This is a genomic window from Pantoea anthophila (genome assembly GCF_006494375.1).
In the GTDB taxonomy this organism is placed as follows: Bacteria; Pseudomonadota; Gammaproteobacteria; order Enterobacterales; family Enterobacteriaceae; genus Pantoea; species Pantoea anthophila.
Genome location: NZ_VHIZ01000041.1, coordinates 204,957 through 220,473 on the forward strand (window position 1 = coordinate 204,957; position 15,517 = coordinate 220,473).

15 protein-coding genes are annotated in these 15,517 nt (G+C 54.7%); all 15 read right to left on the reverse strand.

Annotated features, from left to right (window positions below; genetic code table 11):
• Positions 1-147: 147 nt before the first annotated feature.
• On the reverse strand, positions 148-1,977 hold the full coding sequence (gene glmS / locus FJW00_RS10655; RefSeq protein WP_009088215.1) for a glutamine--fructose-6-phosphate transaminase (isomerizing): 1,830 nt from the start codon (positions 1,975-1,977) through the stop codon (positions 148-150).
• Between the two features lie 153 nt (positions 1,978-2,130).
• Positions 2,131-3,501 carry a bifunctional UDP-N-acetylglucosamine diphosphorylase/glucosamine-1-phosphate N-acetyltransferase GlmU gene (gene glmU / locus FJW00_RS10660; protein ID WP_140924015.1) on the reverse strand — a complete coding sequence of 457 codons (1,371 nt, stop codon included), beginning with the start codon at positions 3,499-3,501 and terminating at the stop codon, positions 2,131-2,133.
• A 160-nt stretch (positions 3,502-3,661) separates the two neighbouring features.
• On the reverse strand, positions 3,662-4,081 hold the full coding sequence (locus FJW00_RS10665; protein WP_008926374.1) for a F0F1 ATP synthase subunit epsilon: 420 nt from the start codon (positions 4,079-4,081) through the stop codon (positions 3,662-3,664).
• Positions 4,082-4,105: 24 nt separating this feature from the next.
• Positions 4,106-5,503 (reverse strand): F0F1 ATP synthase subunit beta, encoded by a 1,398-nt coding sequence (gene atpD, locus FJW00_RS10670; protein ID WP_140924017.1) that lies wholly within the window; start codon positions 5,501-5,503, stop codon positions 4,106-4,108.
• Positions 5,504-5,533: 30 nt separating this feature from the next.
• Positions 5,534-6,400 carry a F0F1 ATP synthase subunit gamma gene (atpG, locus tag FJW00_RS10675; protein ID WP_003849534.1) on the reverse strand — a complete coding sequence of 289 codons (867 nt, stop codon included), beginning with the start codon at positions 6,398-6,400 and terminating at the stop codon, positions 5,534-5,536.
• 52 nt (positions 6,401-6,452) lie between these two features.
• The gene (gene atpA / locus FJW00_RS10680) at positions 6,453-7,994 is read right to left on the reverse strand and encodes a F0F1 ATP synthase subunit alpha (protein ID WP_009088205.1); all 1,542 of its coding nucleotides are present in this window, start codon (positions 7,992-7,994) and stop codon (positions 6,453-6,455) included.
• Between the two features lie 14 nt (positions 7,995-8,008).
• Positions 8,009-8,542, reverse strand: coding sequence for a F0F1 ATP synthase subunit delta (gene atpH / locus FJW00_RS10685; protein ID WP_009088203.1), 534 nt, complete (start codon positions 8,540-8,542; stop codon positions 8,009-8,011).
• A gap of 14 nt (positions 8,543-8,556) precedes the next feature.
• Positions 8,557-9,027: a F0F1 ATP synthase subunit B gene (gene atpF, locus FJW00_RS10690; protein ID WP_009088200.1), complete on the reverse strand. Its 471-nt coding sequence runs from the start codon at positions 9,025-9,027 to the stop codon at positions 8,557-8,559.
• Between the two features lie 105 nt (positions 9,028-9,132).
• A complete protein-coding gene (gene atpE / locus FJW00_RS10695) occupies positions 9,133-9,372 on the reverse strand; it encodes a F0F1 ATP synthase subunit C (RefSeq protein ID WP_003849523.1) in 240 nt (79 codons plus the stop codon).
• Positions 9,373-9,477: 105 nt separating this feature from the next.
• The gene (gene atpB, locus FJW00_RS10700) at positions 9,478-10,296 is read right to left on the reverse strand and encodes a F0F1 ATP synthase subunit A (RefSeq protein ID WP_009088198.1); all 819 of its coding nucleotides are present in this window, start codon (positions 10,294-10,296) and stop codon (positions 9,478-9,480) included.
• A gap of 8 nt (positions 10,297-10,304) precedes the next feature.
• On the reverse strand, positions 10,305-10,685 hold the full coding sequence (atpI, locus tag FJW00_RS10705; RefSeq protein ID WP_009088196.1) for a F0F1 ATP synthase subunit I: 381 nt from the start codon (positions 10,683-10,685) through the stop codon (positions 10,305-10,307).
• Positions 10,686-11,397: 712 nt separating this feature from the next.
• Positions 11,398-12,015, reverse strand: a complete 618-nt coding sequence (gene rsmG, locus FJW00_RS10710) for a 16S rRNA (guanine(527)-N(7))-methyltransferase RsmG (protein WP_140924019.1) — start codon at positions 12,013-12,015, stop codon at positions 11,398-11,400.
• Between the two features lie 47 nt (positions 12,016-12,062).
• Positions 12,063-13,952, reverse strand: a complete 1,890-nt coding sequence (mnmG, locus tag FJW00_RS10715) for a tRNA uridine-5-carboxymethylaminomethyl(34) synthesis enzyme MnmG (RefSeq protein ID WP_140924021.1) — start codon at positions 13,950-13,952, stop codon at positions 12,063-12,065.
• 433 nt (positions 13,953-14,385) lie between these two features.
• Entirely contained in the window at positions 14,386-14,826 is a 441-nt protein-coding gene (gene mioC, locus FJW00_RS10720; RefSeq protein ID WP_140924023.1) for an FMN-binding protein MioC, read from the reverse strand.
• A 155-nt stretch (positions 14,827-14,981) separates the two neighbouring features.
• Positions 14,982-15,443 (reverse strand): transcriptional regulator AsnC, encoded by a 462-nt coding sequence (asnC, locus tag FJW00_RS10725; protein WP_009088190.1) that lies wholly within the window; start codon positions 15,441-15,443, stop codon positions 14,982-14,984.
• Positions 15,444-15,517: the final 74 nt, after the last annotated feature.

The following is a 15,517-nucleotide window of genomic DNA, read 5'->3' on the forward strand; positions in this document are numbered from 1 at the left end:
AAGTCAGGCTCGGGGCCGTTTTAGTAAGAGTCAGTGATTGCTGCAGGAGGGAAAATAGGACAGTTTGATGACAGTGAAATGTACGAAATATGACAGTTATATGACAGTGCGCAAAAATGAAGTGGGCCCACTCTGGGGCCCACCTGATTATTCCACGGTAACCGATTTGGCCAGGTTACGGGGCTGGTCGACGTCGGTGCCTTTGATCAGGGCGACGTGATAGGAGAGTAACTGCAACGGCACGGTGTAGAAGATCGGCGCAATCACCTCTTCGACATGCGGCAGCGGGATAATCTTCATCCCGTCACTGTCGCTGAAGCCGGCATCCTGGTCGGCAAAGACATAGAGCAGGCCGCCACGGGCGCGCACTTCTTCGATGTTGGATTTGAGCTTCTCCAGCAGTTCGTTGTTGGGTGCCACAACGATGACCGGCATATCGGCATCAATCAGCGCCAGCGGGCCATGCTTCAGTTCGCCAGCGGCGTAAGCTTCCGCATGGATGTAGGAGATCTCTTTGAGCTTCAGCGCCCCTTCCATAGCGATCGGATACTGATCGCCACGTCCCAGGAACAGCGCGTGATGCTTGTCAGAGAAGCCTTCGGCCAGATTCTCAATCAGCTTATCCTGCGCCAGCATCTGCTCAATCCGGCTGGGCAGCGCCTGCAGCGCGTGCACGATCTCATGCTCGGTGTCGGCGGACATCCCTTTCAGACGGCCCAGTTTCGCCACCAGCATCAACAGGACGGCGAGCTGCGTGGTGAACGCCTTGGTCGACGCGACGCCGATTTCAGTGCCCGCTTTGGTCATCAGCGCCAGGTCCGACTCGCGCACCAGTGACGAACCGGCCACGTTGCAGACCGCCAGCGATCCCAGGTAGCCCAGCTCTTTCGAGAGGCGCAGCGCCGCCAGGGTGTCGGCGGTCTCGCCCGACTGCGACAGGGTGATCAGCAGGCTGTTTTTGCGCACCGCTGACTTGCGGTAGCGGAACTCCGAGGCGATCTCAACATCACAGGGGATGTTGGCCAGCGACTCAAACCAGTAGCGTGACACCATGCCAGAGTTATAGGAGGTACCGCAGGCGATAATCTGGATATGCTCGACCTGGCTCAGCAGCGCCTCGGCACCCGCACCCAGCTCGCTGAGATCCACCTGCCCCTGGCTGAAGCGACCGCTCAGGGTACTTTTCAGCGCCATCGGCTGTTCATAGATCTCTTTCTGCATGTAGTGACGGTAAATGCCTTTGTCACCGGCATCATATTGCAGGTTCGACTCAATCTCGGCGCGCGTCACGCTGTTGCCTTCCCGATCGATTACCGTCACGTCGCGGCGGCTGATCTCGGCGATATCGCCCTCTTCCAGATAGATGAAGCGACGGGTAACCGGCAGCAGCGCCAGCTGATCGGAGGCGATAAAGTTTTCACCCACGCCGCGACCGATGACCAGCGGGCTGCCGGAACGGGCCGCCACCAGCCGTGAAGGATCGCGGCTGTCCATGATGACCATGCCATAGGCACCGCGCAGCTGCGGGATCACGCGCAGCACCACGTCACGCAGCGATCCACCCTGCTTCTGCTCCCAGTGAACCAGATGCGCCACCACTTCCGTGTCGGTTTCAGAAACAAAAACGTAGCCGCGTTCGATCAGCTCCGCGCGCAGCGGCTCATGGTTTTCGATAATGCCGTTGTGCACGATGATGATATGTTCTGAGACGTGCGGATGCGCATTCGCTTCCGACGGCTCGCCATGGGTTGCCCAGCGCGTGTGCGCGATGCCGGTGCCCCCAATCAGCGGCTGCTGTTCAGCAGCTTCCGCCAGTTTCTGCACCTTCCCTAAACGCCGCAGGCGCGTAACGTGCCCCTGACGATCGACCACGGCCAGACCGGCCGAATCATATCCGCGATATTCAAGACGACGCAGACCTTCCAGCAGAATCTCTGCGATATCGCGCTGTGCTACTGCACCAACAATTCCACACATAATGATGTTTTCCTGACTACATGGCTTTTCGCCACTTTCGTTGTCATGCGACCTGATATCCGGCTTTGCCGGTTCCCCGAGCCTTGTAGAGAGTGGGGATTATAGTTTTGGCACTGCACTGTACCGGCCCGCATAAAGCGGGCCGTTAAAAATTTATTTTTTCTTCACCGGACGCTGCCAGTCCGCTTTGTGATTCTGCTCTTTGCGGTTATAGACCAGACCGGCTTCGGTCACATCCTTCATGATGGTGGTGCCTGCCGCGATAGTGGTGCCTGCTGCCACGCTGACCGGGGCCACCAGCTGGGTATCGGAGCCCACAAAGACATCATCGCCAATCACGGTCTTCGATTTGTTCGCGCCGTCATAGTTACAGGTGATGGTGCCTGCACCGATATTCACGTTGTCGCCGATCTCCGCATCGCCGAGATAGGAGAGGTGACCCGCTTTCGATCCTTTGCCCAGACGCGCTTTTTTCATTTCGACGAAGTTACCCACGTGGGCGGCGTGCGCCAGATCGCTGCCGGGACGCAGACGGGCAAACGGCCCGACGGTGACGGCGGTCGCGAGGGTGGCATCCTCGATCACGCTATAGGGGCTGATTTCGCAATCGTCGCCGATTACGCTGTTTCTGATGATGCAGCCCGCACCGATTTTCACGCGTGCGCCCAGCGTCACCTGACCTTCAATAATGACGTTGGTGTCGATCTCCACATCCCGCCCATGCGTCAGCGTTCCGCGCAGGTCAAAACGGGCCGGATCGCGGAGCATCACGCCCGCCAGCAGCAGTTTTTCCGCCTGTTCCGCCTGATAAGTGCGTTCTAAGGTCGCCAGCTGCAGCCGGTTGTTCACTCCGTCGGTTTCACTGATACGCGCCGGATGAACGGCATGGATCGTCCGCCCTTCCTGATGCGCCAGCGCAATAATGTCGGTGATGTAATATTCGCCCTGCGCATTATTGTTGGTGAGCTGCGCCAGCCAGCGTTTTAAATCGCCGCCGTTGGCGATAAGAATACCGGTGTTGATTTCGGTAATGGCAAGCTGTGAAGGGCTGGCATCTTTCTGTTCGATGATGCCGGTGATGGTGCCGTTCTCACGCACAATGCGCCCGTATCCGGTGGGGTCGTCCAGCACTACGGTGAGTAACCCGATACCGCCCTGCGGTCTGGCTTCGCGCAGCCGCTTCAGGGTCTCCAGAGAGATCAGCGGCACGTCACCATACAGCATCATGATCTCTTCATCATCGGCAAACGCAGGCGCGGCCTGCTGCATCGCGTGGCCGGTGCCAAGCTGTTCAGCCTGCAACACCCAGTTGAGTGCACTATCAGTGAGGGTTGCTTTCAGGCGGTCGCCGCCGTGACCATAAACCAGATGGATGTGCTGTGCGCCCAGCCCTTTGGCGGCGTCAATGACATGCTGAACCATCGGTTTGCCTGCCAGCGTATGCAGAACTTTCGGCAGATCGGAATACATACGGGTGCCCTTGCCAGCAGCAAGGATCACCACACTCATCGCACTGTTAGACATAACTATCCTGGGTGAATTTTTACGGGTGAAAGTAAAACGGTTTAGGGGGGAGATTACTACATTTTTCTCAGGCCGAAATTAGGCGAAGAGGCCGATTTGCCACAGCAGACAAAAAAAATGCCAGCCCGAGGGCTGGCATTTCGTGACGCATAAAGCTGGATTACATCGCTTTTTTGGTCAGTTCGATCACGCGCAGTTTAGCAATGGCTTTCGCCAGCTCGGCAGAGGCCTGAGCATAGTCCACGTCGCCGTGGCTGCTGTTCATGTGCTCTTCTGCTTTGCGTTTTGCTTCCAGAGCACGCGCTTCATCCAGATCGGTACCGCGAATCGCGGTATCGGCCAGAACGGTGCTGCTGCCCGGTTGCACTTCCAGCACGCCGCCAGAGAGGTAGATATACTCCTCTTCGCCGTGCTGTTTCACGATACGGATCATTCCAGGCTTAATGGCAGTCAGCAGCGGCGCATGGCCAGGGAAAATCCCCAGTTCACCTTCGCTACCTGACACCTGAATTTTCTGTACCAGACCAGAGAACAACTGCTCCTCTGCGCTGACCACATCCAGGTGATAAGTCATAGCCATAATCTTCCTCCCGGGAAACCGTTATTACAGTTTCTTCGCTTTTTCCACGGCTTCTTCGATGGCACCAACCATGTAGAAGGCCTGCTCTGGCAGGTGGTCAAACTCACCTTCCATGATGCCTTTAAAGCCACGGATAGTGTCTTTCAGGGAAACGTATTTACCCGGTGAACCGGTGAATACTTCCGCAACGAAGAACGGCTGAGACAGGAAGCGCTGAATCTTACGCGCACGTGCCACCAGCAGTTTATCTTCTTCAGACAGCTCATCCATACCGAGGATGGCGATGATGTCTTTCAGCTCCTGATAACGCTGCAGCAGTGACTGAACGCCACGTGCAACATCATAGTGCTCCTGACCCACAACCAGCGGATCCAGCTGACGGCTGGTAGAATCCAGCGGATCAACGGCCGGGTAGATACCCAGAGAGGCAATCTGACGGCTCAGCGTAACGGTTGAGTCCAGGTGCGCGAAGGTGGTCGCTGGTGACGGGTCAGTCAGGTCATCCGCAGGAACGTAAACGGCCTGTACGGAGGTGATTGAACCGGTCTTGGTGGAGGTAATACGCTCCTGCAACACACCCATCTCTTCTGCCAGCGTTGGCTGGTAACCTACCGCAGATGGCATACGACCCAGCAGTGCAGAAACTTCTGTACCGGCCAGTGTATAACGGTAGATGTTATCGATGAACAGCAGAACGTCGCGGCCTTCATCACGGAATTTTTCCGCCATGGTCAGACCGGTCAGTGCGACGCGCAGACGGTTACCCGGCGGCTCGTTCATCTGGCCATAGACCAGCGCAACTTTATCGATAACGTTAGAGTCGGTCATTTCGTGGTAGAAGTCGTTACCCTCACGAGTACGCTCACCCACACCGGCAAACACAGAGTAACCTGAGTGCTCAGCCGCGATGTTACGGATCAGTTCCATCATGTTGACGGTTTTACCCACACCCGCACCACCGAACAGACCGACTTTACCGCCTTTCGCAAACGGACACATCAGGTCGATAACCTTGATGCCGGTTTCCAGCAGTTCCTGCGAGTTAGACTGATCTTCATAAGAAGGTGCCGCGCGGTGAATAGAGGCGATCTCTACTGCGCTGCCATCTTCTTCTTTCAGCTCGCCTTTCATATCGATTGGCTCGCCGAGAACGTTCATGATACGGCCCAGGGTCGCTTTACCGACTGGAACCTGAATCGGTTTCTGCAGGTCGCTGACGTTCAGACCACGCTTCAGGCCGTCAGACGTACCCATTGCGATGGTACGCACAACGCCGCCGCCCAGCTGCTGCTGAACTTCCAGCACCAGACGTGCATCACCATTCATCACCTCGAGGGCGCTGTACACTTGCGGTACCGCGTCCTGAGGGAATTCGACGTCAACAACGGCGCCGATAATCTGGACAATCTTTCCAGTTGCCATCTTGAATCCTCTACCTAATTCCAAACCTGGTTAAACCGCGGAGGCCCCCGAGACGATCTCGGTAAGTTCCTGGGTGATGCTGGCCTGACGAGCTTTGTTGTACACCAACTGCAGCTCTTTGATCAGATTTCCGCCGTTATCGGTTGCGGCTTTCATCGCCACCATACGTGCGGCCTGCTCACTGGCCAGATTTTCCACCACACCCTGATAAACCTGCGATTCGACATAACGACGCAGCAGGGTATCCAGCAGCGCTTTCGGATCGGGTTCGTACAGGTAATCCCAGGTCTTCGCCTTCATCTCTTCTTCACCTTCCGCTGGCGCTAACGGCAGCAGTTGGGTGATGGTCGGAGTCTGAGACATGGTGTTATTGAATTTGTTACTGACGATCATCAGCTTGTCGATGCGGCCTTCATCATAAGCCTGCAACATCACTTTTACCGGGCCAATCAGGTCAGACAGGGCAGGTTTATCGCCCATGCCGCTGACTTGCGCCACGATGTTGCCACCCACAGCACTGAAGAATGACGCCCCTTTTGAACCGATAATCGACAGATCGCTCTGCACGCCTTTATCGGACCAGGACTTCATATCCGCCAGTAATTTTTTGAACAGGTTAATGTTCAAACCACCACAAAGCCCGCGGTCTGTTGAAACGACCAGGTAGCCGACGCGCTTGACGTCGCGCTGTTCCAGGTAAGGGTGCTTGTATTCCAGATTACCCAACGCAAGGTGACCAATCACTTTGCGCATGGTGTCTGCATACGGACGGCTGGCCGCCATGCGTTCCTGCGTTTTACGCATCTTGGAGGCGGCGACCATTTCCATCGCTTTGGTGATTTTCTGCGTGTTTTTCACGCTTCCAATCTTGCTTCGTATCTCTTTTGCGCCGGCCATTAGCTTCTCCTCAAAGCCTTGCGGCCTGCCTTTTCAGACAAGCCGCCAGACATTACCAGGACTGGGTTGCTTTAAACGTATCGATCAGGCCTTTCAGCTTCGCTTCGATATCGTTGTTAAAGTTGCCCGACTGGTTGATTTCAGCCATCAGCTCAGCGTGGTCGCGATCGGCGAAGGCCAGCAGTGCAGCTTCAAAGCTACCAATTTTTGCCAGTTCAACGTCGTTCAGGTAGCCACGCTCGGCAGCGAACAGAACCAGACCCTGCTGCGCGACAGACATCGGCGCATACTGTTTCTGCTTCAGCAGCTCGGTCACTTTCTGACCGTGGCTCAGCTGTTTACGGGTTGCATCATCCAGATCAGAAGCGAACTGCGAGAACGCCGCCAGTTCACGATACTGTGCCAGCGCGGTACGGATACCACCGGACAGTTTCTTGATGATCTTGGTCTGTGCAGCACCACCAACACGGGATACCGAAATACCTGGGTTAACCGCCGGACGAATACCGGAGTTGAACAGGTTCGATTCCAGGAAGATCTGACCGTCAGTAATCGAGATTACGTTGGTCGGAACGAACGCAGAAACGTCGCCCGCCTGAGTTTCGATGATCGGCAGTGCAGTCAGTGAACCGGTTTTACCTGTCACCGCGCCATTGGTGAAACGCTCAACATATTCAGCGCTTACGCGTGATGCACGTTCCAGCAGACGAGAGTGGAGATAGAACACGTCGCCAGGGAATGCTTCACGACCTGGTGGACGACGCAGCAGCAGAGAGATCTGACGGTATGCGATAGCCTGCTTGGAGAGATCATCATAAACGATCAGCGCATCTTCACCGCGGTCACGGAAGTATTCGCCCATCGCACAACCTGCGTACGGAGAGAGATACTGCAGTGCAGCAGATTCAGACGCAGACGCCACAACAACGATGGTGTTCTGCAGTGCGCCATGCTCTTCCAGCTTACGAACCACGTTAGAGATGGTTGAGGCTTTCTGACCAATCGCAACGTAGACACACTTGATGCCTGAGTCGCGCTGGTTGATGATCGCATCGATCGCCATCGCGGTTTTACCGGTCTGACGGTCACCGATGATCAGCTCACGCTGGCCACGGCCGATTGGAATCATCGCATCGACCGACTTATAACCGGTCTGAACCGGCTGGTCGACTGACTGACGGTCGATAACGCCAGGAGCAATCACTTCAACCGGTGAGAAACCGTCGTTGTCGATTGCGCCTTTACCGTCGATAGGAGCACCCAGGGTGTTCACGACGCGGCCCAGCAGGCCACGGCCTACCGGTACTTCAAGAATACGGCCAGTACACTTAACCTTCATGCCTTCGGCGAGGTCAGCGTAAGGACCCATCACCACAGCACCAACCGAGTCACGCTCGAGGTTCAGGGCGATAGCGTAACGGTTACCCGGCAGGGCAATCATCTCACCCTGCATGACATCGGCCAGGCCGTGTACGCGGATGATACCGTCACTTACAGAAACAATCGTACCTTCGTTGTGAGCTTCGCTCACGACATTGAACTGAGCAATGCGCTGCTTGATCAGTTCGCTGATTTCGGTGGAATTCAGTTGCATATGCTCCAGTCCCCTTAAGACTGCAAGACGTCAGCCAGACGGTCAAGACGGCCGCGTACGCTGCCATCAATAACCAGATCACCCGCACGGATGATCACGCCTGCCATCACAGACTTATCAATTTTGCAATTCAGCTTAACTTTGCGTGACAGACGTTTTTCCATCGCGGCGCTGATTTTATTCAGCTGGTCGTCACTCAGCGTACTGGCGGAGATAACATCAACTTCAGCGGTGGCTTCATGAGCGTCACGCAGTTCGATGTATTGGGCCAGTACAGCCGGAAGCGCTGTCAAACGTCCGTTTTCCGCCATCACCTTAATCAGGTTCTGCGCGGGTTCATCCAGTTGATCACCACAGACTGCGTTAAACGACGCTGCCAGCGCTTCCGGTGCTAACGCACCAGAGAGAAGATCAGCCATCTGTTCATTGCGAGCCACTTCTGCGGCGAACGCCAGCATCTGTTGCCAGCGTTCAATACTTTGATGCTCAACAGCAAAGTCAAAAGCTGCTTTGGCGTAGGGGCGAGCTACAGTAATCAGATCAGACATCAGCCCCTCCCTCCTTACAGTTCAGCGACCAGTTTATCAACGATGTCGCTGTTAGCAGCTTCATCCACGGAGCGTTCGATGATCTTCTCGGCGCCAGCCATAGCCAGCAACGCGACTTGCTTACGCAGTTCTTCACGTGCACGTTTACGTTCGGCGTCAATTTCCGCCTGCGCTTGTGCCACGATACGATTACGTTCGTTTTCAGCTTCGGTTTTGGCTTCGTCCAGAATCTGCGTGCGACGCTTGTTCGCCTGCTCGATAATGACCTGAGCGTCTTCTTTGGCTTTTTTCAGCTGGTCGGTCGCATTAGCCTGCGCGAGATCCAAATCTTTCTTCGCACGTTCAGCAGAAGCAAGGCCTTCAGCAATTTCTTTCTGGCGCTTTTCGATGGCAGCCATAATCGGCGGCCATACGTACTTCATGCAGAACGCGACAAACAGGATGAACGCGATAGCCTGGCCGAGGATTGTTGCATTAATGTTCACAGCACAATGCCTCTAGATTGAGTATTTAACTTTTCTGCCGTTATCAGCGATAAGCGGCAGAATCCGTTCACCCCTGCACATTGTGCGCTGAGTGAACACAGGGCTTTAGGCGACAGCAAACATCACGTACAGACCCAGACCAACAGCGATCATCGGGATTGCATCCACCAGACCCATTACAACAAAGAACTGCGTACGCAGCAGAGGAATCAGGTCAGGCTGACGAGCAGCGCCTTCCAGGAATTTTCCTCCGAGGATGCCGATACCGATCGCAGCACCGATTGCCGCCAGGCCCATCATCACAGCGGCAGCCATGTACAGCAGATCCATATTCAGGTTTTCCATGACAGTCTCCAGTTTGTTTCAGTTAAATGCTCCCTTCATCTTCCGGGCTTCAGCGGCGTGCGCTGCCACCCGGAATCAGGAGGGAAAGTAGTGTTGAGAAAAAAATCAATGCTCTTCAGATGCCATCGACAGATAGACGATCGTGAGGACCATGAAAATGAAAGCCTGTAGCGAAATGATCAGGATGTGGAAAATGGCCCACGGCACATTCAGCACCCACTGTGACCACCACGGCAACAGACCGGCAATAAGGATAAAGATCAGTTCACCCGCATACATGTTACCGAACAGTCGTAAACCCAGTGAAACAGGCTTAGACAGCAGGCTTACACCTTCCAGAATCAGGTTGATCGGGATGAAGATCGGGTGGTTAAAAGGCTGCAGCGTCAGCTCTTTCGTGAAGCCGCCAATGCCTTTCATTTTGACGCTGTAGAACAGAATCAAAATAAATACGCCCAACGCCATAGAGAGCGTGATGTTCACGTCTGCAGACGGTACGACGCGCAGCGCCGGTAACCCCAATACGTGCTCGCCGATATAAGGCAGCAGGTCGATTGGCAGCAGATCCATGAAGTTCATCAGGAAGACCCAGACAAAGATTGTCAGAGCCAGCGGGGCGATAAGTTTACTCTTACCGTGATACATGTCGCGCACGTTACTATCAACGAAGCCGACAACCAGTTCGATAGCCGCCTGCATTTTCCCTGGCACACCGCTGGTGACAGACTTCGCCACGCTACGGAACAACACCAGGAAGATAACTCCCAGCACCAGAGAGAAAAACATGGAATCGATATTTAATACCCAGAACGTCGCGGGAGCGTCGTGCGGATTCACTAACTCGAAGGTACGCAGGTCCAACTGAAGATGAGTCAGGTGGTGACCAATGTACTCTTGCGGAGTAGAGATTTCTCCTGCAGCCATGATGCCTCTTACCCTTTGTTGTTAATTACCGCCGGTGCCAGCATGTGTACCACCAGCACCGATAACCAGGTTATTCCGACCGGCCAGAAGACCGCGCCGAATAGACCCAACGCCACAATGAGCAAAATGATGGTCGCAAACACTTTGGCTATTTCACCTAAAGCGAAGCTCCACGCGACTCGCCCCGAAGCGGGGGATTGCCCCTGCAGGCGCCAGGCTAAAAACAAAAACAATACGTTTGGCAGCCAGGCTGCCGCTCCGCCAGCAAGAGCAGAGACACCCCACGTGACATCTTTAACAGCAAAGAGTGCGCCGATGATGACTATCGTCACCAGCTGAATCATCAGCACCGTTCGGGCGAATTTCACACTGTAAAGAGACACTGACATGACGCTGATACTCTCCTGCCCCATCAGGGGTATGTCGCGTGTCGTATAAGACTGCCTTTGCGCAGTTGAGTCAAGCAGCAAAAGCCGTGCAAATTATACGGGCCGCACCTGCGATTTCAATCGGTAAGTAGCGAAAAGGTGAACAATTATTTAAATTTCTTTCCGGAGGGCTATTTTTCCAAAGATTACCCTGCCGGAATTCATCTGAATCGGACTGAAAATTCACTGGCGTCTTGCTTTTAAAGCGTGCTTTAGATCACATAATAAGCACCTGCGCCAGAATGAGTTTTATCGGGGTGCTATTTCAGCGCCCGGCCTGCATCGGTTAAGCCTATGTGAATCAGCCACTTAAAATTAGATCGCTGTAGCGGAAAGCGTAATTTCCCGGAAAACAGGCTATTGACATCGAACTGTGCCTGAGAATCGTGAAACTGATATTACGCACGGCAGGTTATTACCGCGATATATTTTCTGACGTGACTATTTTTATTCCGCTACCCAGCTATACAAGTGATATTTCTGATAACCAAATGTGAATTAAAGGTTAAATGTAACAGAGCTTTTCGGATAATTTCCATCGGCCTTTTTAACCTTCTTACCGCGCGCGTTTAATCAAAAACTTTTATCACACCGATCTCGTCTGCGTTTTTTTTAATCAGCCGCCTGAGAGGGCCTGAGGCGGAAACGCGCTAAGACCCTGCTGACAATAAGGCTACTGGTGACGCAGAATGACCAGGTGGCGGTCACCGTCCAGCTGAGGCACCTGCAGTCTGATGACGGAATCTACCCCAAAGCCCGCCGGTAAAGCGGCAATTTCATCGTCTGGTCGCACCCCTTTCAGCGCAAAGAAGCGCCCTTCCCTTCCCGGCAGATGATGACACCAGGTCACCATATCGGTCAGGGAGGCAAAAGCACGGCTGATCACCCCGTCGAACGGGGGTTCCGCCGGAAAGGTCTCTACCCGGCTCTGGACCGGCGTGATGTTAGTAAGTCCTAACTCATGCTGAACCTGACGCAGGAACCGGACCCGCTTGCCCAGACTGTCGAGCAGCGTAAAGTGCGCATCCGGCATGACGATAGCCAGCGGAATGCCTGGCAGACCCGGTCCGGTGCCAACATCAATAAAGCGTGTGCCCTGAAGATGCGGCGCCACCACGATACTGTCGAGGATATGACGCACCAGCATCTGCTGCGGATCGCGGACGGAGGTCAGGTTGTAGGCTTTGTTCCACTTATCCAGCAGGCCGACATAGGCAACCAGCTGCTGTTTTTGTTGATCGGAGAGGGAAATACCGGCTGCATTGAGCAGCGACGTGAGTGTGTTAATCACAGCATAAGTCCATTCAGCGGGGGCGAGTCTCCTCGCCCCGTTTAAGATCAGGCGCTTTTGCGCAGCAGACCCTGTTTTTTCAGGTAAATAAGCAGAATCGAGATGGCCGCCGGGGTAATTCCGGAAATGCGCGTCGCCTGCCCGATCGACGTCGGCTTGTGATCGTTCAGCTTGGCGATCACCTCATTGGAGAGTCCATTCACCTGGCGATAGTCGAGCTCAACCGGCAGCAGCGTGTTCTCATTACGCAACTGACGATCGATCTCTTCCTGCTGACGCGCGATGTAGCCTTCATACTTCACCTGAATCTCAACCTGCTCAGCGGCCTGCTCATCAGACAGTGCCGGGCCGAAGGCCTCCAGCGCCATCAGCTTCAGATAGGTCATCTCTGGACGACGCAGCAGATCTTCACCACTCGCTTCTTTGGTCAGCGGTGCGCTGAGCACCGTATTGACGTCGGAAACGTGTTCGGATTTTGGATGAACCCAGATATCGCGCAGACGCTGACGCTCCTGCTCAATCGCTTCCAGCTTCTGATTGAAGCGCGCCCAGCGTGCATCATCGACCAGACCCAGTTCACGGCCGGTTTCGGTCAGACGCAGATCGGCATTGTCTTCGCGCAGCATCAGACGGTATTCGGCACGGGAGGTGAACATCCGGTACGGCTCTTTGGTGCCGAGCGTACAGAGGTCATCAACCAGCACGCCCAGATAAGCCTGATCGCGACGCGGTGCCCAGCCTTCTTTGTCAGCAGATTGACGCGCGGCGTTCAGACCGGCCAGCATCCCCTGCGCAGCGGCTTCTTCATAACCGGTTGTGCCGTTGATCTGTCCGGCAAAGAAGAGGCCGTCGATAAACTTACTCTCCAGCGTCGGTTTGAGATCGCGCGGATCGAAGAAGTCATACTCGATGGCATAACCCGGACGCACGATCTTCGCATTCTCCATCCCCTTCATTGAGCGGACGATCTGCATCTGCACGTCAAACGGCAGGCTGGTAGAGATACCGTTCGGGTAGATCTCATTACTGGTCAGCCCTTCCGGCTCCAGGAAGATCTGATGCGAGTTACGATCGGCAAAGCGCATGACTTTGTCTTCGATCGACGGGCAGTAGCGCGGGCCGATCCCTTCGATGATCCCGGCGTACATCGGGCTGCGATCCAGGTTTTCGCGGATCACGTTGTGGGTTTTCTCATTGGTATGAGTGATCCAGCACGGCACCTGCTGCGGATGCTGAGCGGCACTGCCCATAAACGAGAAGACCGGCATCGGGTTATCCCCATGCTGCGGGCTCAGCACTGAAAAATCGATGGTGCGAGCGTCAATGCGCGGCGGCGTGCCGGTTTTGAGGCGGTTTACCCGCAGCGGCAGCGCGCGAAGTCGTTTTGCCAGCGGAATGGACGGGGGATCACCTGCGCGACCGCCACTGTAGTTGTCCAGACCGATATGAATTTTGCCGTCCAGGAAGGTTCCGACGGTCAGTACCACGGTTTTCGCGCGGAACTTGAGTCCCATCTGAGTCACGGCACCCACCACACGATCGTTTTCAACGATGAGATCGTCGACCGCCTGCTGGAAGATCATCAGGTTAGGCTGGTTCTCCAGGGCAGTGCGCACCGCCTGGCGATAGAGCACGCGATCGGCCTGAGCACGGGTGGCCCGCACCGCCGGCCCTTTGCTGGCGTTTAGTATCCTAAACTGGATACCTGCCTGGTCGATCGCATGGGCCATCAGACCCCCCAGGGCATCCACTTCCTTCACCAAATGTCCTTTGCCAATGCCACCGATCGCCGGGTTGCAGGACATTTGTCCAAGCGTATCAATGTTATGGGTGAGTAACAGGGTTTGCTGACCCATTCGGGCTGCCGCCATTGCGGCTTCGGTGCCCGCATGACCACCACCAATTACGATGACGTCAAAAGGATCCTGATAAAACATGAAGTGGTACCTCGGTTGATGAACGTGCAGGATCGTCGTCCTGGGGCGTGGATTCTACTCAAATTCCGTCTGGGGTGAAAGCCGCGGGATCGTCCGGTTTTAAAAGAAAGGATCTTAGATCTGTATATGATCTTTCTGTTAGATCTCTTATTAGGATCCCGGCCTCCTGTGGATATGTGCCAGAAGCATTGCATAAACAACAGGATGGGCAGGATCACTAGCTGTGAGTGATCGGTGATCCTGATCCGTATAAGCTGGGATCAAAACCTTAGGTTATACACAGCTCAAAAAATATGCATCGGTTGTTCTTTGGATAACTACCGGTTATACGCAGTAAAAGAGGGTAGTTATCCACAAAATAAACGAGCGGAAAAGGATAAAATCAGCATCTTCCACTGGGGATCGTCACTATTTCGCGATCCCCGTCCACGATTCAGATCGCGTTTTTCCACGTTTCCAGCCAGGCCTCTGCCGGATCTTCGGGGATCTCATGCTCCAGCACGTCAATCTCCAGACGATCGCCTATCCGCTGTGCCCCCTGTGCGGTCAGCAGCGCATCAATCTGGCGGATCGCGCCGCAAAAGAGATCGTACTCATGGTTGCCGAGTCCGACAGCGCCAAAGCGAACCTGAGAAAGATCGGGCTGGCTGTCGCGGATGACTTCAGCGAGTGGCAGCAGATTGTCAGGAATATCGCCGGCACCATGCGTTGAGCAGACCACCAGCCAGATACCGGTCTGCGGCACCTCATCCAGCTCCGGGCCATGCAGCAGCTGCGTGGAGAAGCCTGCTTCCTGTAATTTTTCTTCCAGATGTTCAGCCACATACTCGGCGCTTCCCAGAGTACTGCCACTGATTAAGGTAATATCGGCCATCTTGCTCTCCCGGACAGTAAGGCGAGCATTGTACGCTGTGATCAAGCGGTGATCCACCTGTGGACAATAGGGTTAATGGATCGGGAAAGGCGAACGCAGCCGTTGTCAGCCGCCACATTCGTCAGGGATAAGATTATGCACAGGGAAAGGAACGATCAGGGCTTGATGGTACGCATGATTGGGTTTTGCAGCGAGATCAGGGTTTCGGTTGACTGAATTTCATCAATGGTCTGGATCTTGTTGATCAGCACCTGCTGCAGGGCATCGATTGACCGGCACATCACCTTAATAAAGATGCTGTAGTGACCGGTGGTGTACCAGGCTTCAACCACCTCATCCAGCGCATCCAGTTTGCTCAGCGCCGCCGGATAGTCACGCGCGCTCTTCAGGATAATGCCGATAAAGCAGCAGACATCAAACCCCAGCTGGCGCGGATCGATATCCACCCGCGTGCCCAGGATAATACCCGCCTGCTTCATCTTCTCCACGCGCACATGAATGGTGCCGGGACTGACATTAAACTGCTTTGCCAGCTCGGCGTAAGCGGTGCGCGCATTCTCCAGCAGGGCATTCAGAATGCCGCGATCCAGATTGTCGAGCTGCAGATGTTCGGCCATGGCCATCCTCGTTGTGGGTCTGCTTAAGTGAACAAGGGTGAATGTGCAGCAAAATAGTGATTCAGGCAACTCCC

What these genes read in the sequence shown, in the direction of transcription:
- glmU (WP_140924015.1), bottom strand. Translation starts at nt 3,501, where the DNA reads ATGTCTAACAGTGCGATGAGTGTGGTGATCCTTGCTGCTGGCAAGGGC.
- atpH (WP_009088203.1), bottom strand. Translation starts at nt 8,542, where the DNA reads ATGTCTGATCTGATTACTGTAGCTCGCCCCTACGCCAAAGCAGCTTTT.
- mnmG (WP_140924021.1), bottom strand. Translation starts at nt 13,952, where the DNA reads ATGTTTTATCAGGATCCTTTTGACGTCATCGTAATTGGTGGTGGTCAT.
- atpA (WP_009088205.1), bottom strand. Translation starts at nt 7,994, where the DNA reads ATGCAACTGAATTCCACCGAAATCAGCGAACTGATCAAGCAGCGCATT.
- atpI (WP_009088196.1), bottom strand. Translation starts at nt 10,685, where the DNA reads ATGTCAGTGTCTCTTTACAGTGTGAAATTCGCCCGAACGGTGCTGATG.
- atpB (WP_009088198.1), bottom strand. Translation starts at nt 10,296, where the DNA reads ATGGCTGCAGGAGAAATCTCTACTCCGCAAGAGTACATTGGTCACCAC.
- mioC (WP_140924023.1), bottom strand. Translation starts at nt 14,826, where the DNA reads ATGGCCGATATTACCTTAATCAGTGGCAGTACTCTGGGAAGCGCCGAG.
- atpG (WP_003849534.1), bottom strand. Translation starts at nt 6,400, where the DNA reads ATGGCCGGCGCAAAAGAGATACGAAGCAAGATTGGAAGCGTGAAAAAC.
- atpD (WP_140924017.1), bottom strand. Translation starts at nt 5,503, where the DNA reads ATGGCAACTGGAAAGATTGTCCAGATTATCGGCGCCGTTGTTGACGTC.
- atpE (WP_003849523.1), bottom strand. Translation starts at nt 9,372, where the DNA reads ATGGAAAACCTGAATATGGATCTGCTGTACATGGCTGCCGCTGTGATG.
- asnC (WP_009088190.1), bottom strand. Translation starts at nt 15,443, where the DNA reads ATGGCCGAACATCTGCAGCTCGACAATCTGGATCGCGGCATTCTGAAT.
- FJW00_RS10665 (WP_008926374.1), bottom strand. Translation starts at nt 4,081, where the DNA reads ATGGCTATGACTTATCACCTGGATGTGGTCAGCGCAGAGGAGCAGTTG.
- glmS (WP_009088215.1), bottom strand. Translation starts at nt 1,977, where the DNA reads ATGTGTGGAATTGTTGGTGCAGTAGCACAGCGCGATATCGCAGAGATT.